The 21,672-nt window shown below is 63.7% G+C and carries 16 protein-coding genes; 1 reads left to right on the forward strand and 15 read right to left on the reverse strand.

The annotated features are described in order from the left end of the window. The 14 genes from HDG37_RS24730 to HDG37_RS24795 all read right to left on the reverse strand — a co-directional run bounded on the left by HDG37_RS24730 (nucleotide 1) and on the right by HDG37_RS24795 (nucleotide 18,802). A complete protein-coding gene (locus tag HDG37_RS24730; RefSeq protein ID WP_184052104.1) occupies nucleotides 1-990 on the reverse strand; it encodes a phosphate acetyltransferase in 990 nt (329 codons plus the stop codon). A gap of 79 nt (nucleotides 991-1,069) precedes the next feature. Next, nucleotides 1,070-3,406 carry a DUF3141 domain-containing protein gene (locus HDG37_RS24735; protein WP_184052107.1) on the reverse strand — a complete coding sequence of 779 codons (2,337 nt, stop codon included), beginning with the start codon at nucleotides 3,404-3,406 and terminating at the stop codon, nucleotides 1,070-1,072. Between the two features lie 178 nt (nucleotides 3,407-3,584). Continuing rightward, the gene (locus HDG37_RS24740) at nucleotides 3,585-4,184 is read right to left on the reverse strand and encodes a membrane integrity-associated transporter subunit PqiC (RefSeq protein ID WP_184052109.1); all 600 of its coding nucleotides are present in this window, start codon (nucleotides 4,182-4,184) and stop codon (nucleotides 3,585-3,587) included. Beyond that, complete coding sequence (locus HDG37_RS24745; RefSeq protein WP_184052111.1) at nucleotides 4,181-5,794, reverse strand: MlaD family protein; 1,614 nt, start codon at nucleotides 5,792-5,794, stop codon at nucleotides 4,181-4,183. Before HDG37_RS24745 ends, HDG37_RS24740 begins: the two co-directional genes overlap by 4 nt. After that, entirely contained in the window at nucleotides 5,778-7,058 is a 1,281-nt protein-coding gene (locus HDG37_RS24750) for a paraquat-inducible protein A (protein ID WP_184052113.1), read from the reverse strand. The genes HDG37_RS24745 and HDG37_RS24750 overlap by 17 nt, the downstream gene beginning before the upstream one ends. Further along, a complete protein-coding gene (locus HDG37_RS24755) occupies nucleotides 7,055-8,569 on the reverse strand; it encodes an efflux transporter outer membrane subunit (RefSeq protein WP_184052115.1) in 1,515 nt (504 codons plus the stop codon). The genes HDG37_RS24750 and HDG37_RS24755 overlap by 4 nt, the downstream gene beginning before the upstream one ends. A gap of 1 nt (nucleotide 8,570) precedes the next feature. Then, the gene (locus HDG37_RS24760) at nucleotides 8,571-11,804 is read right to left on the reverse strand and encodes an efflux RND transporter permease subunit (RefSeq protein ID WP_184052117.1); all 3,234 of its coding nucleotides are present in this window, start codon (nucleotides 11,802-11,804) and stop codon (nucleotides 8,571-8,573) included. A 13-nt stretch (nucleotides 11,805-11,817) separates the two neighbouring features. Continuing rightward, on the reverse strand, nucleotides 11,818-13,065 hold the full coding sequence (locus tag HDG37_RS24765; RefSeq protein WP_184052119.1) for an efflux RND transporter periplasmic adaptor subunit: 1,248 nt from the start codon (nucleotides 13,063-13,065) through the stop codon (nucleotides 11,818-11,820). Nucleotides 13,066-13,081: 16 nt separating this feature from the next. Further along, a complete protein-coding gene (locus tag HDG37_RS24770; RefSeq protein ID WP_184052121.1) occupies nucleotides 13,082-13,474 on the reverse strand; it encodes a hypothetical protein in 393 nt (130 codons plus the stop codon). 216 nt (nucleotides 13,475-13,690) lie between these two features. Continuing rightward, nucleotides 13,691-14,077, reverse strand: coding sequence for a response regulator transcription factor (locus tag HDG37_RS24775; protein ID WP_184052123.1), 387 nt, complete (start codon nucleotides 14,075-14,077; stop codon nucleotides 13,691-13,693). Nucleotides 14,078-14,239: 162 nt separating this feature from the next. Continuing rightward, the gene (locus HDG37_RS24780; RefSeq protein ID WP_018424532.1) at nucleotides 14,240-14,863 is read right to left on the reverse strand and encodes a response regulator transcription factor; all 624 of its coding nucleotides are present in this window, start codon (nucleotides 14,861-14,863) and stop codon (nucleotides 14,240-14,242) included. After that, on the reverse strand, nucleotides 14,860-16,320 hold the full coding sequence (locus HDG37_RS24785) for a PAS domain-containing sensor histidine kinase (RefSeq protein ID WP_184052125.1): 1,461 nt from the start codon (nucleotides 16,318-16,320) through the stop codon (nucleotides 14,860-14,862). The genes HDG37_RS24780 and HDG37_RS24785 overlap by 4 nt, the downstream gene beginning before the upstream one ends. A 930-nt stretch (nucleotides 16,321-17,250) precedes the next feature. Next, nucleotides 17,251-17,838: a YSC84-related protein gene (locus HDG37_RS24790; RefSeq protein WP_409260243.1), complete on the reverse strand. Its 588-nt coding sequence runs from the start codon at nucleotides 17,836-17,838 to the stop codon at nucleotides 17,251-17,253. A 283-nt stretch (nucleotides 17,839-18,121) separates the two neighbouring features. After that, the gene (locus tag HDG37_RS24795) at nucleotides 18,122-18,802 is read right to left on the reverse strand and encodes a hypothetical protein (RefSeq protein WP_184052127.1); all 681 of its coding nucleotides are present in this window, start codon (nucleotides 18,800-18,802) and stop codon (nucleotides 18,122-18,124) included. Between the two features lie 231 nt (nucleotides 18,803-19,033). Here HDG37_RS24795 and ppk2 point away from each other — a divergent pair, with 231 nt between their 5' ends. Continuing rightward, entirely contained in the window at nucleotides 19,034-19,849 is an 816-nt protein-coding gene (gene ppk2 / locus HDG37_RS24800; protein WP_184052128.1) for a polyphosphate kinase 2, read from the forward strand. A 27-nt stretch (nucleotides 19,850-19,876) separates the two neighbouring features. On the opposite strand, the gene HDG37_RS24805 is transcribed toward ppk2, so the two are convergent. Beyond that, entirely contained in the window at nucleotides 19,877-21,661 is a 1,785-nt protein-coding gene (locus HDG37_RS24805; RefSeq protein ID WP_184052130.1) for an acyl-CoA dehydrogenase family protein, read from the reverse strand. Nucleotides 21,662-21,672: the final 11 nt, after the last annotated feature.

The raw sequence follows: 21,672 nt of genomic DNA on the forward strand, positions 1-21,672 counted from the left end.
TCACCCGACCACCTTGCCGGCCTCGCGCCGTGCCTTGGCCACCAACGCGGCGACCGCGCACGATGCGAGACGCGTCGACAGAGAATCCGCGCGGCTCGTCAGAATGATCGGCACGCGCGCGCCGAGCACGATGCCCGCCGCGTCCGCGCCGGCGAGAAACGACAGGCTTTTCGCGAGCATGTTGCCCGCTTCGAGGTCCGGCACCATCAATACATTGGCGCGACCGGCCACCCGCGACTCGATCTGCTTGATGCGCATGGCTTCGATGCTGATCGCGTTGTCGAGTGCGAGCGGACCGTCGACGAGCCCGCCGGTGATCTGCCCGCGGTCCACCATCTTGCACAGCGCCGCCGCTTCCACCGTCGATGGAATTTTCGGATTGACGCTCTCGGTCGCGGACAGGATCGCCACGCGGACTTCGTCAAATTTCAGCGCGTGCCCGAGATCGATCGCGTTCTGCAGGATGTCGACCTTCTCTTCGAGCGTCGGCAAGATGTTGATCGCGGCGTCGGTGATGATCAGCGCGTTCTCGTACCCGGGCACGTCCATCACGAAGCAATGGCTGATGCGCCGCTCGGTGCGCAGGCCGGTGTCACGGCGAATCACCTCGGCCATCAGCTCGTCCGTATGCAGGCTGCCTTTCATCAGGGCCTCCGCCTTGCCTTCGCGCACCAGTTGCACGGCTGCTGCCGCGGCGGCATGGCTATGCGGCGCATCGACGATCGTGAAGTTCGAAATGTCGATGCCGCGTTCGGCGGCAATCGCTTCGATGCGCGCGCGCGGCCCGACCAGCAGCGGCGCGATCAGTCCCATCCCGGCTGCTTCGACCGCGCCATTGAGCGAACTCTGGTCGCACGGATGCGCGACCGCTGTCGGCATCGCCGGCAGCGTCCGGCAGAAATCGATCAGACGCTGATACTTCGCGTGCTTTTCCATCGGCGTATTCCTCGTGTGTACGGTGCGTTGGATTCGTGACGCGTGGCACGCCATGCTGACGGGAGCCGTGCATACGGGCGCCGTGCACACGGTTCCGTCACGCTTGCGTCCTGCCGCGCATCGCGCCAGTTGCTCACGTGCGAGTGGGGTCCGGCAAACGTGCGTTGCGCTTGCGGCTCACGCCCGAACCCAGCACCGCGCGGATGCGTTCGAACGCCTCCTTTTGCGCGGCGTCGGGCGCGGTGTTCAACACGCGCTCGTCGCTCGCCAGCTTGTCGAGCAGTTGTAGAAAGCGCTCGCGGTCCTCGCTTCGGGAAAGCAGCTTCGGCAGCGTGGCTATCGCCTCGTCCGGTTCGAAGCTGACGATGATTTCCTGCTCGCCCCGGATCCGCCGCCAGTGATCGGGGCTGATGTCGGGCAGGTACTCCGCGTAACTTTCGGCGATCTCCTTGCGCATCTCCAGGCGCGCGAGCGGCAACGACCCGCCCTTGCGCGACAACAGAAAGGCCGCGCGCGCGAGTGCCTCGGTGTAGCCGCCGTCGCCGATCGCCTGCAACGCCGTGCGCACGAACGGCAGCTCGCGCGGATCGATCGCGCTGGCTTGCGCGGCCAGGCCATCGGCGCCCGGCTTGCTCAGATACGTCGCATACAGATTCGCGTACACGCTGAAGAAGCTTGCCTCGGTCCCCGCGTCGCGCATCGCGCGGTAATAGTCCAGCGACGCGCTGATCATTTGCGAGCCGTTGTGTTCGAGCTTGCTCCACGGGTTATCGGCGGCGGTCCGCTGGCGATTCTCACGAACCGACTGCGCGGCCGCCGGCAGCCAGCCAAGCCACGGGTTCATCGCGGACACGGCCCAGCGCTGCCAGCGCAGCGGATGAAACTGGCGCAGCAGGCGGGCGCTCGTTTCGTTCGACATCGCCTGCACGACCGGCTGCGCGAGCAGTTCATACATGCGCTGATTCAGATTGGACACCGCGGCGACCGCTTCGAATGGCTTTTCGTCGATGCGGCCGAAGCGGTTGAGATGCGCGGAAATCTCCTCGAGCCGCCGCTCATGAAATTCGACTTCGTATTCGATCTCCCCGGCCGCGTTGCTGGCCTCGTTGATGGTCATGCCGTAGAGTCCCGGCGGAAAGGTTTCGATGGTCTCGAGCACGGACATGATCTGTTTGTGCTCCTTCTTCGCGACTTTCCCGGACACGAAGATGCCCAGATGCCCGATGTCTTCGTGCGTCAGACCGACGATCACCTGGCCGCGCGCCTTGATCTCCTCGGTGCTGCCGTACAGGTCCGCCACCCAGTTGAACGCCTGTTGAGGCGGCGTGATGTTGTCGCCCATCGACGCGAACAGGATGATCGGCGAACGGATTTGACGCAGATCGAAAGCCTGGCCGCTGCTGTTCGTCACTCCGCCCGACCACAGCTTGTTGCCGACGAACAGGTTGCGCGTGATCCATTCGATCTCCTCGCGATTCATCAGGTAGTAGCTGCCCCACCAGCGCTCGAATTCCAGAAAGCGTGGCGGCTCGGTATCGACGTTCGAGAACAGGTGGTAGTACTTGTCCCAGAACGTGTTGGCGGGGTTCAGGTTCTCGAAGTTCTCCACCAGATACGCGCCGTCGAACTTGCCGTTGCCAAGATCCGCCGCGTACGACGCGAGCCACGCGCCGCCCAGCATGCCGCCCGCGTAACGCATCGGGTTGTCGCCCTCGCCTTCGCTCCAGGCCGCGCTCCAGTACGACATCGGCGCACCGTTGATGACGATCGGGCCGGTCTCCTCGGGATCGGAGCTGGCGAGCATCATCGCCGCCCAGCCGCCCTGGCAATTGCCGATGATCGCGGGCTTCGGACTGTCGGGATGCAGCGCGCGCACCTTGCGCACGAATAGCTGCTCGGCGTTGCACACGTCGAGCAGGGTCTGACCGGGCTCGGGGTCGCGAAAGAACACCACGAAGTAGACGGGGTAGCCCGCGCGCAGCGCGACGCCCGCCTGCGAATCGTCCTTGAAGCCGCCGATGCCGGGGCCGTGCCCCGCGCGCGGATCGATGATCAGATACGGACGCTTGCGCACGTCCACGCCCACGCCTTCGAGCGGACGAAGTTGCAGCAGCGCATAGTTGACGGGCCGTTCGAACGTGCGGCCGTCCAGCACCGTGTCGTACTCGAAATGCAGCACCGGCGTGGGACCGCTGACGCTGCGTTCGACGAACTCGTTGCCGCGCCGGTACAGCGTGTCCCAGAACAGCAGCGAGCGCTGCGCGGCATCTACCGTGTATTGCCACGCACTGAGCGGATCGAATGGCGCGGGCATCGCGCTTGCGGTCGGGGCGCCATCGTGATCGAGCCCCAGCGTTTCGGTGACCCGTTCATTCAGATGCCGCTGGGCGATTTGCGTGCGCTTTTGCAGTACCTGGGTGATTTTCGAGGCAATGTCCTGGCTTTGTGACAACAGCGTTTCAGCGTCCATCGGAAGACTCCTGAAAGGTGCGCGTCACGATCGGTGCCGAGGCACGCGCCGTGCATCGATTGAATCGTGGAGTTGACCCAGAGCTCTAGCAATCGGACCAAGGTCTTATTATGCGCGCGACCCGGTGTAGCGCACGGGTTCGGGTGCGGCGCGTGTCGACGTGACGCAGCGCGACGTCTCATTGAGCAGGTTTTGCCTGCACCGCTGCGGCGATATCGCGGCTCACCGAGGCGAGCGCGCGATCGTGGGCGGCGACGATCGGCTCGAATCCGGGACCGGACACGCTCTCGCGCGCGACCGAGCGGCCGGTGATGGCGCGGACCTTGCCGGGCGGCCGCACGGTCCACAGCACGTCGACGGTGACGTCGCGCCCCGGCACGGACTCGAAGCGCATCACGTCGATCCGCACGCGCCAGACGACGGACGGATCGCGTACCGCATCGAATACCGAAATCTGCTGCGAGTTCAGCAGCGCGCCGAGATCGGCCGCGATCACGCGACCGATGTCGCCACCGAGCGGCTGCGCCCAGCGGTCGAATTCGTTGACCGCGACCTCGTTGTTAGCGATCCGCGTGACGATCTGCGGCCGGTCCACGATCTCGGGTATGGTCACCGGACCAATCACCGCCGCGATCGGCCGGCTCGCGCCGGTGCTGCTCAACGACTCGTCGGGGCTCAGCGTGTAGAAGTTCGTCGCCGGCGACTTGCAGGCGCCGAGCAGAGCGCCGGCGAGCGCGAGCATCAGGCCGGCCGCGAAGCGGCGCATCGCATCTGTCATGGCTTCTTGTCCTCGGACTTGCCGCGCACGAGCGATTCCGGATGCTGCGCCAGATAGTCGGCCAGCGTGCGCAACGAGGCAGCGGTGCGAGTCAATTCACGCATTGCGTCCTCCGTCGATTGCTGCAGCGACGAATCGGGCTGCAGCGCGGCATTCGCGGAATCGAGCGTCGATTGCGCGGACAGCAGCGTGTCGCGCGCTTTCGGCACGACCTGCGTGTTGAGCTGCCCGAGCATCGCGTTGGTGGTGCGCAGCGTCGAGCGCGCGTCCTTGCCGATATCCTCGAACGGTATGTTGTTGATCTTGGCGAGCAGTCGCGTGACCGATTCCTGCAGCGATTGCAGCGCGCGCGGAATCGCGGGCATTTCGGGCGGCGTCTTGCTCCAGTCGATCGACGCCTTCGGCGCGTCGGGGAAATAGTCGAGCGCGAGATACTGCTGGCCGGTCAGCACATTGCCGGTTCTCAACTGGAAGCGGAAGCCGTGCTCGACCAGATAGTTCGCGAGACCGCGCGGGTCGTTGGTGAGGTGTCCGCCGGCGCCGTCGTTCTGATAGCGCGACGTGAACCGCTCCGGATAGAGATTGATCTCGACCGGACTGCTGAAGCGGCGGGTGTGCGGATCGAAGCGCGTGTAGAGCGCCGTCACTTCGCCGATTTCGACGCCGCGGAAATCGACCGGCGCGCCAACCGTCAGACCGCGCACCGAATCCGTGAAGTTCACCACGTATTTGACGACGATGCGATCGTGCATCTTCATCGCGTCGGCGCGCGTGGTGTACAGCTCGAACCGGGTGCTGGTATCGGCGCTCGTCTCTACCTGTGAATCGGGCGGCGATTCGAACGCGATCCCGCCGATGATGATCGACACGATCGACTGCGTTTCGACGCGCAAGCCGCTGCTGTCGAACGACATGTCGACACCGCTGGCGTGCCAGAAGCGCGTGTCGGTTCTGACGAAGCGGTCATACGGCGCGTTGACGAACACCTTCACCGTGACGCCGTGGCCGTCCGGGTCCAACTGGTACGACGCGACCTGGCCCACCTGAATTCTGCGGAAAAACACGGGCGTACCCACGTCGAGCGAGCCGAGTCCCGTGCCGTGCAACGTGTACTCGTGCCCCGGCACGTCGCTCGCGATCACGGGGGGCTCCTCGAGGCCGACGAAACTGCGGCGCGCTTTTGGCGAATTGCCGACGTCAACGTCGATATACGAGCCCGACAGCAGCGTGCCGAGCCCCGACACCGTACCGCCCGAAATGCGCGGACGCACGACCCAGAAGCGCGTGTTGTCGACGAGCAGGTCCGACACGTCGCGCGTCACCTCGGCCTTGGCCACCACGCGCTTGTGGTCCGGCGTCAGCGAGACCGCTCCGACCACGCCGATATCGACGTCCTTGAACTTGAGCTTGGTCTTGCCCGCTTCGAGACCGTCGCCGGTCTTGAAGCTGATGCTGATCTGCTCGCCACGCTCCATCACCGCCTTCACCGCGAGCCAACCGCCGATCAGTATCGCCACGATCGGCACGAGCCAGACCAGTTGCATCCGCCAGCGCGAGCGCGGCACCGGCTCCGCGGCGGGCAGTTCGGGCTCTTCAGTCGGAGTGGACACGTTCGGTCTCCAAAGCGTCCCACATCAGGCGCGGATCGAACGCCATCGCGGCGAGCAAGGTCAGCACGACGACCGCGCCGAACGCGATCGCCGCCGGCCCCGCCTTGATCGTCGCCAGCGCCTGGAACTGCACCAGCGCGACCAGCATCGTGATCACGTAGATGTCGAGCATCGACCAGCGACCGATCAGCTCGATCAGGCGATAGATCCGCGTGCGCTGCCCGGGCAGCCATTGCCAACGAAGCTGGGTCGACAGCGCGAGATACCCGATGCCGAGAATCTTCAGCATCGGCACGACGATGCTCGCGATGAATACGAGCACTGCGAGCGGCCACGAGCCCGATACCCACAGATACACCACGCCGCTCAGGATCGTGTCCTTCTGCGTGCCGAACAGCGAACTCGTGTCCATCACGGGCAGCACGTTGGCCGGAATGTAGAGCACCATCGCGGCCACCAGATACGCCCACGTGCGCGACAGGCTCGCGGGCTTGCGCTGGTGCAACGGCGCCTTGCAGCGCGGACAGACGTGCTTGACCGCGCCGCTGGGCTGCTTGAGCAGCAGGCCGCATTCTTCGCACAGCACGAGCCCGTAGGCAGACGCCGTGATGGCGTTGCGGCGCACGCGGATCGGCGGCAACTGCCACGCCTGCGCGCCACGCGCTGCCGTGATGCGCGCCCACACCTCATGCGGATCGAAGGTCGCCGCCGCGGCCGCGAGCAGCAGCATCAGCGCGATGAACGACCACAGCGCAGTGCCCGGCACCACCTTGGCGATATGCGCGAGCTTGACCAGCGCGACCAGCAAGCCGAGGATCAGCACCTCGGTCATGCCCCACGGCCGCGCGAACTGAAACAGACGAAAGCACTCGGCCGGCCGCCACGGCACGCGCCCGAAGCGCAGCGGCAGCAGCAGCCACAGCATCGCCGCGGTTTGCAGCACCGGCGTGACGATCGTCGTCAGGCCGACCAGCAAGGCGAGCGGCCACGAGCCGTGGCTGTACAGCATGCGCACCGAACCCGCGAGCGTCGTCTGCACGACATGGCCGTTCAGCGACAGACCGACGATCGGAAACACGTTCGAGATCACGAGCAGCACCGCGGACGCGCACGAGAATGCGAGCGCATACTCCGGCCCGTTCGAGCGTCCGCGCCTGAGCTCCGCGCGGCAACGCTGGCAGCGCAACGCATTGCCGGCGGCCGGCGGCGCGCCGAGCTGAAGCAGGTCGCATTCTTCGCACGCAATCAGTTCGTTGCCCGTCATCTCGCCTCCTCTGCACCCGACGTTCCAGCCGGCGCGGGCGCGTTCTGCGAGACCGGCGCCATCGCCGGCGAGTTTTGCTGCGCGGGCGGCGGCGCCGTCAGTTTTTCCGCCTCGGCCACCCAGCCGCCGCCCGTCGCCTTGTAGAGCGTGACGTACGAGGTCAGCACCGCGCCTTGAGTTTGCGCATAGCTCAGTTGCGCGTTGAACAGGCTGCGCTCCGCATCGAGCACTTCGATGTAGCTCGTATAGCCGCCTTCGTAGCGCTGCCGCGCGAGGTGCGCATAGGTGTGCAGCGCCTCGACCTGGAGGTTTTGCGCATCGAGTGCCTGATGCGTCTTCTGCACGGAGATGAGCGCGTCCTCGACCTCCTGGAACGCTACCTGGATCGCCTTTTCGTACGAGTACAGCGATTCCTGCTGGCGCGCTTCGGCCTGGTGCACCTGGCCGGTGATGTTGCCCGCCGTGAAGATCGGCTGCGTGACGCTACCGGCAAACGACCACACGCGCGCCGGGCCGGTGAACAGATTCGAGAACTGCGCGCTGACCGAACCGAACAGCCCGGTCAGCGAAATCGACGGGAAGTACAGCGCGCGCGCCGCCCCGATCAGCGCGTTTTGCGCGACCAGCGTCTGCTCGGCCTCCAGCAGGTCGGGACGACGTTCGAGCAGATCGGACGGCAGCCCCTCGGGAATCGGCGGCGTGCCCATCTGCGACAGCTCACGGCCGCGCAGTATCGCGCCGGGATTCCTGCCGATCAACACCGACAACGCGTCTTCCTGCTGGGCGATCTGCGCTTCGAGCTGCGGAATCGTGACTTGCGCGGCTTGATACTCCGACTGGCTTTGCGCGAGTTCCATCTGCGAGACCTCGCCGTAGCGGAAGCGCGCCTCGAACACGCGCACCGATTCCGCGCGGCTTTGCACGGTCTCCTTCGCGATCACTAGCTGCCGGTCCAGACTGCGCAGATTGATGTAGGCCGACGCGACCGAGCTCACCAGCGTCAGAATCGTGGCGCGGCGGCCCTCTTCGCTTGCGAGCAGATTCGCGCGTGCCGCCTCGGTTTCCCGGCGCACCTTGCCGAACAGATCGAGTTCCCAGGACACCGCCAGCGTCGCGTCGAACTGGTTGTAGACGGGGCTCACGCCCTTCGGCACCGGCACGCCTTGGTCCTGCGAGACCCGTTGACGCGACGCGTCGGCGCCTGCCGAAAGCTGCGGGAACAGCCCGGAGCGCGTGGTCACGAACTGCCCGCGAAACTCGTCGACCCGCGCGGCCGCGACCTTCACGTCGCGATTGTTCTGCAGCGCGGCGGCGATCAGCTGATCGAGCACCGGGTCCTGAAACTGCTCCCACCACACGGCGTTGGCGATGCCCGCGGCCTCGCCCTGGGCGAAACGATAAGTGGCCGGCACGTCGACCGCCGGGCGCTGGTAGTTGGGGCCTAGCAGGCATCCGCTCAGCGCGAGCAGCATGACGGATGCGAGCAAACGCGCCGGTGCCGTGCCGCGCATGTCATTCACCTTCCTGCGGCGCGGACGGCGCCTCGCTCGACGCACCGGGCCCTGGCACCGCCGAGGGTTCGCGTCCTGCGCCGCCGCCGGGCTCCACCCCCGGCGTCGGCTTTTTGCCTCCCTTCGAGCGCGACGACATGGTTTCGAGCAGGTAATAGAACATCGGGATGAAGAATACGGCGATCGCCGTCGCGCCCAACATGCCGCCGATCACACCGGTGCCGATCGAATGACGGCTGTTGGCCGACGCGCCCGTCGCGATCGCGAGCGGCACGCAGCCGAGAATGAACGCGAGCGAGGTCATCACGATCGGGCGCAGCCGTTCTTCCGCCGCGGTCATCGTCGCGTCGAACACCGATGCGCCCGTCTCGCGATTGAGCACCGCGAATTCGAAGATCAGGATCGCGTTCTTCGCGGCGAGCGCGACCAGCATCGTCAGCCCGATCTGGAAGTAGACGTCGTTGGACAGGCCGCGCAGCATGATCGCGAGCAGCGCGCCGAACAGCGCGAACGGCACCGCCATCAGCACGCCGACCGGCAGCGACCACTTCTCGTACTGCGCGGCGAGGATCAGGAACACCATCACGAGACCGAACACGAAGACGAGCCCGGAGGTGCCGCCCGACTGCCGTTCTTCGAATGCCTCGCCGCTCCATGCCACGTCGTAGCCTTCCGGCATCTGCGCGGCGATCTGTTCCAGCGTCGAGATCACCTGTCCGGAGCTGTAGCCCGGCGCGGCATTCGCCGTGACCTTGATGGCCGGGAAATTATTGAATCGCGTGACGAGGTCCGGGCCCGTCGTAAAGCGGTAGCTTGCCACCGACTTGATCGGCACCATCGTGCCGTTCGTGCTGCGCACGAAGATCTGATCGAGGTCGGTGGGCTTCAGGCGATAGCGCGGGTCCGCCTGCAGGATCACCTGCCACAGCCGGCTCGAGCGGTTGAACTGCGATACGTACAGCGAGCCGAACATCGTCTGCATCGAGCTATAGACGTCTTCGACCGGCACGCCGAGCGTCTCCGACTTGTCGCGATCCACGTCGACCAACAGTTGCCGCGACGCCGCATTGAAGGTCATCGTGACGCCGGTCAGCTCCTTGCGCGCCCGCGCTTTCTGCACGAACTGGTCGGCCACGCCCGCGAGCTGTGCGATCGAAGCATCCCCCTTGCTCTGAATCCACACCTCCGTGCCGCCTGTCGTGCCGAGCCCCGGAATCGACGGCGGGTTGACCGGCAGAATAATGCCCTCCTGGACGTTCGCGAAGTAGCGATACGCGTCGAGCAGCACCGCGCGCGCGTTCTGCGTCCTGATGTTGGCGCGCGTATAGCGTTCGTCGAAGCTCTTCAGACCGACGAAGAAGGTGCCGGCATTGTTCTTGTTCTGGCTGTCGAGCAGGCTGAAACCATCGATCGTGGTGATGCTGCCGACCGCCTCCTGTTTCATGAAATAGTCAGTGATGACTTGCGACACCTGGCCGGTGCGGTCGAGGCTAGCCGCATCCGGCATGATGACCGCGCCGAGCAGATAACCCTGGTCTTCAGGCGGCAGGAACGCCGACGGAATCGAGCGCATCATCAGCACCGCCAGCACGATCATCGCCGCGAAGAACACGAGCCCCATGACGAAGCGCTTGATGATGAGCTTGACCGCGCGTGTATAGCCCGACGTCATGCGGGCGAACTGATTGTCGAACCAGCGGAAAAAGCCCTTCTTCTCGTGGTGCGTGCTTTTCAGCAGCAACGCGGCGAGCGCCGGTGACAAGGTCAGTGCGACGATGCCGGACAGCACCACCGAAATCGCAATCGTGATCGCGAACTGCTTGTACATCTGGCCGGTGATGCCGCCGAGAAACGCGACCGGTACGAACACCGCGCACAACACCAGCACGATCGCCACGACCGGGCCGGCGACTTCGTCCATCGCCTTCTTTGAGGCCTCTTTCGCTGACAGCTTGTACACCATCATGTTGCGCTCGACGTTCTCGATCACGACGATCGCATCGTCGACGACGATACCGATCGCGAGCACCATGCCGAACAAGGTCAGCATGTTGATCGAAAAGCCCAGCAGCAGCATGAACATGCAGGTGCCGACGATCGACACCGGCACCGCGATGATCGGAATCAGCGTCGCGCGAAGGCTTTGCAGGAATACGAACACGACGATCACGACGAGCACCAGCGCTTCGAAGAACGTATGGATCACGTCCGAGATCGACGCTCGCGTGAACTCCGTCGTGTCCATCGCGATTTCGTAGGTCATGCCTTCCGGAAACGACTTCTTCAGTTCCGCGAGTGTCGCGCGCACCTGCTTCGCCACCTCGAGCGCATTGGCGCCCGGCTGCTGATACACGGCGAGCACGGTGGCCGGCTTGCCCTGGAAGCGGCTGCGAATCGAGTAGTCTTTCTGGCCGAGCTCGGCGCGGCCGATGTCCTTGAGCCGCACGATCGCCGCGCCGCCGCTCGCGGCGCGCACGATGATGTTGTCGAACTGCGAAGGCTCGGCGAGGCGCCCCGTGGTCGTGACCGCGAACGATTGCTGGACCGCTCCGCTGGTCGGCGACTGTCCGATACTGCCCACCGCGAACTGCTGGTTCTGGTTCGCGACGACCCGTTGCACGTCGGCGGCCGTCACGCCCAACTGGGCCATCCGGTCGGGCTTCAGCCAGATGCGCATCGCGTAGTCTGGATTGCCGAAAATACTCGACTGGTTCGCGCCCGGAATCCGCTTGATCGCGTCAAGCACGTAGATGTTCGTAAAGTTCGCGATATACGTCGAATCGTAGCGGTTGGTGGGCGAATAGATCGCGATCACCATCATGAACGCCTGCGACTTTTTCTGTACCTGAATGCCCTGCGACTGGACCGATTGCGGCAGTTGCGGCAGCGCGAGATTCACACGGTTCTGCACGTCGACCTGGGCCAGCTCGGGGTTCGTGCCGATCTGGAAGTACACGTTGAGCGTCATATTGCCGGTCGACGAACTCGACGAGTTCATGTAGATCATGTTGTCCGCGCCATTCACCTGCTGCTCGATCGGTGCGGCGACGTTGTTCGCGACGACCTCGGCGCTGGCGCCCGGATAGGTGGCGGACACCGTGATCTGCGGCGGCGTGATGTCGGGGTATTGCGCGATCGGCAGCGAGAACATCGCCAATGCGCCGCCGAGCGTGATGACGATCGAAATGACTGACGCGAAAATCGGCCGATCGATGCAGTAGCGCGAGATGTTCATCGCGGGCGCCCCGTCACTCGGCGGCGGGCGCTGCCGCGGCGCCTTGCGATGCAGCGGTCGCCACCGCCGCCGTGCCTTTCCCGCCGGCCGCCAGGGTTTTGATGATCTTCAACTGCGAATCGGCGGTGACGCGCTGTGCGCCGTCCACGACGATGCGCTCGCCCGCCTTGAGTCCGTCGGAAACGAACCAGTTATCGCCCTGCCAGTCGCCGACTTCGACGACCCGCTGATGCGCCTTCGAATCGTTACCGACGACCCACACGAAGTGGCTCTTCGCGCCCTGCAACACCGCGCGCTGCGGCACGAGCGTCGCATTGGGCCGGATCGCGCCGGAAACGCGGGCCCGCACGAACTGGCCGGGGCGCAACGTGCCCTTCGGGTTTTCGAAAGTCGCGCGCACGAGGAAGGTTCCCGTTTCGGTGTTGAACGCCGGGTTGGCGAAGTCGATCTGGCCTTGCTCGGCATAGGGCGAGCCATCGGCGAGAATCAGATGCACGACGAATTCGTTGTGCGCGGGAAACCTCAATCGTCCTGCCGCGATGTCGTCGCGGTACTTCAGCATTTCGTTCTCGGAGATGCTGAAGTTCACCCACATCGGATCGAGCTGATACACGTAGGTCAGCAAGCCGTTCGAGGTGGCCGTCACGTAGCTGCCGTCCTGCTGACGCGCGAAGCTCGACAGGCCGTTCAGCGGAGACTTGATCGTCGTGTAGCCGAGGTTCAGCAGTGCGGTGTCGACTTCGCCCTGGGCGGCGATCACCGCGGCGGCGCTCTGCTTCTCGTTGCCGACCGCGTCGTCGAGATCCTTCTTGCTCAACGCGTTCTGCGCCGCCAACGGCACCACGCGCGCGAGATTGGCCTTGGCGACTTCGAGACGCGCCTGCTGCTGGGCCAGTTGCCCTTTCGCGGTCCGCAGCGCGGCCTCGAACGGCTTGCGGTCCATCTGGAACATCGTTTGTCCCGTCTTGACCAACGCGCCTTCGGTGTACATGCGCTTGTCGAGGAAGCCGTCCACCCGCGAGCGGATCTCGACTTCACGCGAACTCTGCGTTTGCGCGGTAAATTCGAAGTCGACCGGCGTGTCCTGTTGCGTCACTGTCATCACGGTCACTTCCGGCGCGGCGACGACCGGCGGCGGTGGCGCCTTCTTGCACGACGCGAGCAACGTGAGCAGCGTCAGCGCCGCGACGACGGCGAGCAATGGGAGAGCGCCGCGAGAATGTGGCCGCGGCGAGGCCAGGGACACGGGTACGGTTTTCATCGCGCACTCCGCCTGATCACAAAGGCGTGCAGTTGCCGAACAGCACGAAGGCATCGTTTCTGTTGGCGATCGTCAGCGTCATCTCGCCGTCCGTCGAATCGACGACCAGCGTCCAGCCAAAGCCCAACTCATTGCCGAGGATCAGGAGTTGATCCGCCTCCTTGGTGACCGACAGCATCGGCGTCGTGCGCGCGGGACCGACGACCGCGCGTTTGCCGAAATCGAGAGTCAGGAATTTCGGCAGACCGAGATCCGCGGGCAACGCGCGCGTGCAGGCGATGCCCGGATCGCAGGCGTGCGCGTCGATCGTCGCACAGATCAGCCGCTTGCTGCCGTCGAAGTCCGCCGCGCCCACCTGCATCGCAGCGGTACCGAGAAGAATCGCGAGACAAACCGAAATTGACTTCATTACGTGCGCTCCCGCTTTTATCCTTGAACGCTGCCGCACTCCGCGCGGCGCATCGCACGCGCAAACGCACGCACGCGCCGCAACCTGTCCGGTTTCGAATTCGGTGCGGCGCAGCCGGCGTTCGGTTCGACGCGTTGACTGAGTTCAGTTTGGTGGTCCGAAGAAACGGCGACAATCGGACCTTGGTCTCATATCATCCGGCGCGAAGACGCGCGTTCAGGGTGTCGGCGGACCGCCGATGGCCACCTCGACCGCCTTGAACAGAATCGCGCTGGTGAAAGGCTTGCGCAGATACGCGGCCGCACCGGCCGCGAGCGCGCTCTGGCGGACGGAGAGATCGTCATAGGCGGTAATCACGATGACCGGCACGCCCATTTGCGCGAGCTGACGCTGGACTTCCAGGCCGTTGGTTCCCGGCATCTGGACGTCCAGAATCACGCAGGCAGGCCGATACGACGGAATTGACACAAGCGCATTCAAGAACTCGTCACCGCTGCAAAACGTCTCCGCCCTGATACCTTCGGAATGCAGCAAACGCTTGATGGCTCGGCACACCGACTCGTCATCGTCGACCACCGCAACAAATTGGTTAGGGTTGACCATATGACAGCGCGAACGCGCAGTCGCTCCGGAAAGTGGACCACTGATGCCTTAGCGTACTGGTTGAAACCCCGATGAGATATAAGACTTTGGTCCACTAGCGGTGTCGGCCAGCGCCGCTGAAAGTGGCGGCGCAACGCGGGAGTCGGCGCCTGGTTCGGGCGATTATTCTTCGTCGGCCGTACAAACGCCGCCCTTGCGCACCAGATGAACGAGGTCGACGATCGATCGGGCCTTCATCTTCTCCATCACGCGGGCCCGATGAATCTTGATCGTTTTTTCGGCCGCGCCCAGATCGCTCGCAACCTGTTTGTTCAGGCGGCCAGTCACGACGAGTTCCATGACTTCGCGTTCGCGGCGTGTCAGATGCCGCATCCGCTCTTCTATTTCCTCGCGTTCGTGGCGCCGCCTGCTTTCCACACACGCGCGCGCGAGCGCGCGATCCACCGCGGCGAGCAACAGCGAGTCGCGCACCGGCTTGGGCAGAAAGTCGACCGCTCCGCCTTTCATCGCGTCGACGCTCGAGCCGATGTCGCCGTGCCCGGTCAGGAATACGATCGGCAGCAGTTGATCGAGCTTGCGCTGCACTTCGAGTCCCGTCATGCCCGGCATCTGCAGATCGAGAACGAGGCAGGCTGGCATGCTCGTCAGATCGGCTCGTTCGAGAAAGGCCTCAGGACTGTCGAAGCATTCGACCTGGTAGCCGGAGGCGCGCAGCAAGCGGGCGAGCGCGCTGCGCACGCTGTCGTCGTCGTCGACGATGAAGACGCGAGTGTTGGTCTGGTTCATGATGATCGGGGCACGAGTCTCTGTCGGATATCGGTCGCGACGGGAAGCGTGACGTGAAACGATGCCCCTTTGCCCTCGTTGTTTTCCGCCCACAGCCGGCCGCGGTGCGCCGTGACGATCGTGCGGCTGATCGAAAGACCCAGTCCGAGCCCCTGCGGTTTGGTGGTGAAAAATGGCCGGAAAATCCTTTCCATGCTGTCGACGTCGAGGCCCTGGCCGCGATCTTTTACCGTTATCCGTATCAGTCCGTCCGCTTCCTCACGCGCTGTCGTTTCGACGAGGCGGTCCGCGGCAGGGCAATCCTTGACCGCGTCGAAAGCGTTGAGCAGCAGGTTCAGGATCACCTGCTGAAGCTGAACCTTGTCGCCGCAAATCAGCGCCAGATTGTTCGGAATGTCGAAGCTCGTGCGCACGCTGCGCGTCAACGCATCGCTGTGCACGAGCGTCGCGATGTCGCGCACGACGTTGCCGACGTCCAGCAACTGCAACTCGACATCGCCTTTGCGCACCAATGCGCGAATCCTTTGCAGCACCTCGTTCGCGCGGCAATTGTCGGCCACGATGTCTTCGAGCGCTTCGCGCAGCTCCACTACGTTGGTCGTCTCCGCATCCATGAATTTGCGTGCGGCTTGCGCGTTGAACAGGATCGCGGTAAGCGGCTGCTTCAACTCGTGCGCAAGCGATCCGGCGAGTTCGCCCAATGAAGAAACGCGCGCGAGATGCGCGAGATCCCTCGTATTTCCATCGACTTCGCCGCACGCACTGCAATCCGATATCGCGGTGATCCGCAATTCCTGATCGTGCACGCGGCATCGCGTGGTTTGCGCCTCCGCGTGAAAGCCGCCGCCATCGCGCCGCCGCGCGATCAGAATCTGCGTGGTTGTGACGGCGGGGATTTGTATCTTCGCGCCACGATTGCCTGGGCCCGACCGATCGGCATTGATGCCGTCGATCGGAAACAGCTTGGCGGTCGGCGCGCCGATCAGCTCTTCCCTCGTGTAGCCGAACAGTTGCGCCGCCCGCGCGTTCGCGAAGATGATCTGGTCCCGCTGGTCGACCGTGACGATCGGAACCGGCAACATTTCGAGCGTCTCGCACAGCGGCATGCTCGCGTCGAGGATGCGCCGCGTGCTGCTATCGCCTTCGCCTCGCAGCCACGACGCGCAAGCGGCGACATAGCGCCGCCATGCCGGCAACGCGTACGGCGGCTCGCGGGTATCGCGGGTACTCTGTCGGCTCGACACGCCGGAGATACTGCGAGCGCGCTGAAACCGGTGATGCCTCGGTGAAAACTGTCGGGAACGGTCGTGCCCGGATAGTGGAGGACCGTCGTTGCGCGCATTGTCGATCTGTGACGGGCCGCATTGACCCATGTGGCGCGGTTGCGCGTGCAGCGCCGTGAGAATTCCCGCTACCCCGATCGCCAGGTGTCTGCCGTATACGATCAGATTAATCATTGGCACCTCCGGGTCCAGTGCGAACGGATTCCGTACAACTGCGACGTCTTTATCTTTGGGCTTCGAACCGCATAATCGACTTCACAATCGGTACTTCGCACGCCTGGTGGCTGGAAGTCAGTATAGGCTATCCAGAATAACTTACCGAAGAGTTACCTTAATTTATGCCGCTTACTCGGGAAACTACTCAATAGTGTTATGCGTTGTCCGCCATCAATCGGAAAATGGCGACAGAGTTTGTTAGGCAGTTAATTTTTGCCGGGCGGGGCAGTGTCCGTGCCGTCCGTTTGCACGCACAGGAAAGTTAGCAAACTGGCAACGTCGCCGTAGAGCCGCAATGTTCCCCTGCCCCGTGACGGATTTGCACTAGCCCGTGAAGCCCGGCGAGATAGCGCTTTCAGATGAAAACTTCCAACCGTAAAGCTTTCATGCATCGCGAATCACGGAGTCAGCAGGTATAGCCAACGCTAATTCTCCAATTTAATTAATTTGCCGGCGATATTTCTTGACGCAAGTCAACGCTTTTACCGCCCGCCATTCCAGTGCGAATCATTTGCATTCATCGATCACAAAAAAATAAAATTATGCCCGGCAGATGACTAAACGCAGCAGCGCGGCGAGAACGCGTGTTTCGGCTTCGTCTTTTCTACCGGTATTGAATAAACAGGAGGTCAGTGCAGATTACAGGCAGCGTCGCTGCGAGTCGCGAGCGCATCTGACTCGCAGCGTTTCGTGGGAACAACGGGAGGGATGATAGGGAGGCTAAGGGGTGAGTCCGCCAAAAACTATCCGCTGCGCGTCGCCGTGCCAAGGCACGCGTAGCGTGTCGCGCGGCCTCGCTGTAACGAAACCGCGCAACACGCGATAGACGCGCCACCGTGTGACAGCGCCATGACGATTCGATCGAATGCCGCTGCTTGCCGCGCCCTGTTACAGATTCATGCGCGTAACCTTGGTGCCGGCCAGCGACAGGTCTGCCATTAGGCCCGTATTGGTCAAGACCATCGCGATGACCTCGGCGGTCGCCGACGTGGTATCGACCGCGCCGGTAGCGCCGACTTTCAGCAGTGAAACCGAAGCATCGACGCCCACCGCCCAGCCCTTCGCATTGCGGAATTTCTCGAGCGAATCTTTCGTCATGAACAGGAAGAACACGGCGGTCGACTGCGCGCCGGCCTGCAATCCGAACGATGCCGCGGCGGTACTGTAATAGCCGACCGTCGCTCCGCCGACGCGCAATGCCCCTTCACCGTACTCGCCACCGACGATGAACGCCGCCTTCCTCACCGAAGGAAACACCAACACGCCCTGCGCCTTCGATACGAGCTCGTGCGAGCCTTGCACCGTATCGAACAATTTCGACAGCGCACCGTTCACGGCCGCGTCGATCTCCTGCCGTTTGGCGGCGTCGGTAGTGGCGCTCTGGCCACTGCCTCCGGTCGTCGTGCAACCCGCCAAAGCCAGACTCGCGGCCATGGATGTAAGCGCGAGCGTGTGCACAAAGTTCCGTCTGTTCACTATCGACTCCGTTCTGGTTACGATCCGAGTCGCCAGTCCTGATGGCTGGAAGCCTCGATCTTTTTTCTCCGCCGTGAAGCGGCATAGCCGCCCAAGGAACCATCAATGCCATCGCCGCGCGTCGATTTTCTTCGGTATCCGGATGCGACGACTACAACGCTTGCAGATACATGATGTCACGCTGAAACCGCTGCGGAATCGGACCTTGGTCTTACAGGAAGCGCGGTGTCGATGATGAATGAAACGCGAAGCCAGCGAGGCTGCCTGGCCGGGAGGACATCGATCATCCGCCGAGCGCGATGATCGCCACGGTGAGCAGGACGCCGACCGCCGCCATCGCAAGGCCGGCCTGCCAGCCGCGAAATCCCGCGTAATGCCCCAGCGCCATGCCGCTGCCGAATAACATCGCGATAGTCAAGACACGGGAGACGATCAGCGCTGTCGGAACGTTCGCGAACAGCACGAAGGGCAGCGCGACCGGGAATGTTGCGGCTACTACGAGCACAAAGATAGCCGCGGCGGCGGTGAAATCGTCGCGCACGAATACTGCCCGCTGCGGCAGATCCGGCCGCGCCCCAAGACGCCTGCGAATGGACTCGAGCTCCGTATCGCCGATCAACGGTCTGAGCCACGCGGCCATTGCGTCGCGAAGCGTCCGAACGCCCGCGGCCGCATTCGGCTGGCCTCGCACGGAATGGGCAAGCGTCACACGCCTGCCGCGAGCCACCAGCGTACGCACGAGGAACATCACCGCGTCCGCGAGGCCCCATGCGAGATTGCAGCCGAGCGCGGTGTAGAACATCTTGTGCCCCGCGTCGGCACCCGCGCCGACGGCCGAGACGGTGCCGACGAACGTCAGCGCCATGAAGAGGCCGAAACATGACTCGCACACCCGATCGACGACATCGAGAACCGGCTCCCTATCGCCGACGTTTTCCTGCTCCGTGTGACCCGTGGCATCCATGAGGCCTCCCGTGGCGATGACGTGAACCGAGCCCGCCCTTTGCTGGCATACGGATGAGGTGCGACGAGGACAGTCGGATCGGGCAGGCGCGAGCAGACGCCCGCATCATACTGCGCGCCCTGTACCGGCGATATTGGACCAAGGTCGTATGGCCCTGCTTCGCGTCGCGCTCTACCGTGGGAATGGATCATTGCGTAGTACGCTGGAACAGTCCGCGCTGGGGAGAAGATAATGGCCAAAACGAAGTCGGAAAACGAGCAGCCCGAGCAAGACAGGGCGCTGTCGTACAAGGAATATCGCAAGGCGCTTTTCGATCTGCATGTGGAGCTCGTCAAGCTGCAGGAATGGGTCGTGCAAACGGGAAGCAAGGTCTGCGTCGTCTTCGAGGGACGTGACGGCGCGGGCAAAGGCGGCACGATCAAGGCGATGACCGAGCGCGTCAGTCCGCGCGTCTTCCGCGTCGTTGCATTGCCCGCGCCTAGCGAACGTGAAAAAAGCCAGATGTATGTGCAGCGCTACGTGCCGCACTTGCCGGCCGCGGGCGAGGTCGTCATTTTCGACCGCAGTTGGTACAACCGCGCGGGCGTCGAGCGCGTGATGGGTTTCTGCTCCGAGGCGGACGTGCAGACGTTCTTCAAGGCCGTGCCGCTCGTCGAGCGGGCGATCGTCGAATCCGGGGTCATCCTGCTCAAGTACTGGCTCGAGGTCAGCCCCGAGGAACAGACCCGACGTCTCGAGGCACGCATCCACGACGGTCGCAAGATCTGGAAACTGACCGAGATGGACCTGAAATCCTATAGCCGATGGTATGACTACTCGCGTGCCCGCGATGAGATGCTCGCGGCGTCGGACACCGACTATGCTTCGTGGTTCATAGCGAATTCAAACGACAAGCGGCGCGCGCGACTGAACATCATCAGCGACATGCTTCAGAGGATTCCGTACAAGCAGCCTGCCCGCAAGAAGGTCTCGCTGCCGAAACGGCAAAAGCCCGACGGATACAAGGAACCAGACTATCCGTTTAAATACGTGGCCGAGCGGTATTGATCAGGCAGGTGTTGCTCAAGCTGACTTTCAAACGTACGGCAGCGTTGCCTCGCACCCGGCTTCAACGAGGCTGCGGCGATAAGCGAAGGCCGCGAGCGGGTAGTCGAAGAAGAAGCGGCCCGTCTCCCGCTTCTCCACATAGAACGTTTCCGCCTCGCATTGCGGCGTCGCAATTCGCAGCGTGCGCGCCCATGCGAACGCCAGCAGCATCCAGCCAAGCATCGCGAGATAGTCGTCCGCGACCCGGTAGGCCGTCTCCGGGTCTTGCGCGTGGCGTGCCTTGATCGACCGTGTCGTGCTCTCCACTGTCTGTGCTAGCTCTGCGAGCTTCGCGCCGGCGGCACGAACCGGCGGATCGGACTCCTGGCACAGCCGCGCTTCCGCGCGCACGTGGCGAAGCAGCACATCGAACGCCACCGCCCCATCGGGCAGCACCTTCCGAATCAGCAGATCGATCGCCTGAATTTCGTTGGTGCCTTCGTACAACATCGACACGCGACTATCGCGCAACGTCTGTTCAATGCCGTACTCGTGGATGTAGCCGTAGCCGCCGAACACCTGCAGCGCGTTCGATGCGGCGCCAAAACCGTTGGCCGTAAAAAACGCCTTTGCAATCGGAGTCAACAGCGATGCGAGCTGCGCCGCCTGTTCCCGTTCGGCGGCATCGGCATGACGTGCGGCGACGTCGAGCCAATGCGCGGTCCAGTAACCGATCGCGCGCTCGCCTTCGACGATTGCGCGCAGCTCCATCAGAATCCGCCGCATGGCCGGATGAAACGCAATCGGCGCAGCCTTCCCCGGTGCGACGTTCGCACCGGGCGGCACGCTCACTGCACGCATCTGCGCGCGTTCCTGCGCGTAAGCGTGCGCGCGTTGCCACGCGGTGTGCGCATGCCCGAGGCCCTGCATCGCAACCTGCAGCCGCGCCGCGTTCATCATCACGAACAGGCACGCGAGACCGCGATGCGCTTCACCGACGAGCCAGCCGAATGCGCGTTCGAAGCGCATCGTGCAGGTCGGGCTGCCTTTCAGGCCCATTTTCTTTTCGATGCCTTCGCAATAGACACCATTGCACGAGCGCCCACCGTCGCCGTCTTCCAGCCATTCCGGCACGACGAACAGCGACAACCCTTTCGTGCCGGGCGGCGCATCGGGCACTCGAGCGAGCACCAGATGAACGATGTTCTCCGTCAGATCGTGCGCGCCGCCGCTGATAAAGATCTTGCTGCCGTCGATGAAATACCCGTCGGTGCCCGGTGCTTCAGTCGCGCGCGAACGGATCAGGCCGACATCGCTGCCGGCCTGGGGCTCGGTCAGACACATCGTCGATAGCCACTCACCACTCGCGACTTTCGGCAGCAATGCCTTTTTCACGCGTTCGCTGCCATACGTCTGCAAGCATGCCGTCGCGCCATGCGTGAGCCCGGGCGACATCAACCATGCATGGTTGGCGCCCGCGAGCATTTCCTGAAGTGCGACGTCGAGAAGCTGCGGCAGGCCCTGTCCGCCGTGCCCGGTGTCGAGCGATAATGTCGGCCAACCCGCTTCGACGAATTCCGCGTAGGACTCGCGAAAGCCCGCGGGCGTCGTCACCTTGCCCGCGTCGAAACGACATCCTTCGAGATCGGCGCTCGCGTTGAGCGGCGCGATGCGCTCCTCGACGAAACGCGCCGCTTCCTCGAGCACCTGCTGCGCGGTCTGCGAGTCGAGGTCTTGCCAGTCGGGCACGTCGCGCCACCACGAAGTGGCGTCGAGCCACTCGTCCATCACGAAGCGCATGTCGCGCAGCGGCGCCTTATAAGTCAACGTCATTTGTTCCTGTC

This window comes from Paraburkholderia sp. MM5384-R2 (genome assembly GCF_014201025.1).
GTDB classification, from domain to species: Bacteria; Pseudomonadota; Gammaproteobacteria; order Burkholderiales; family Burkholderiaceae; genus Paraburkholderia; species Paraburkholderia tuberum.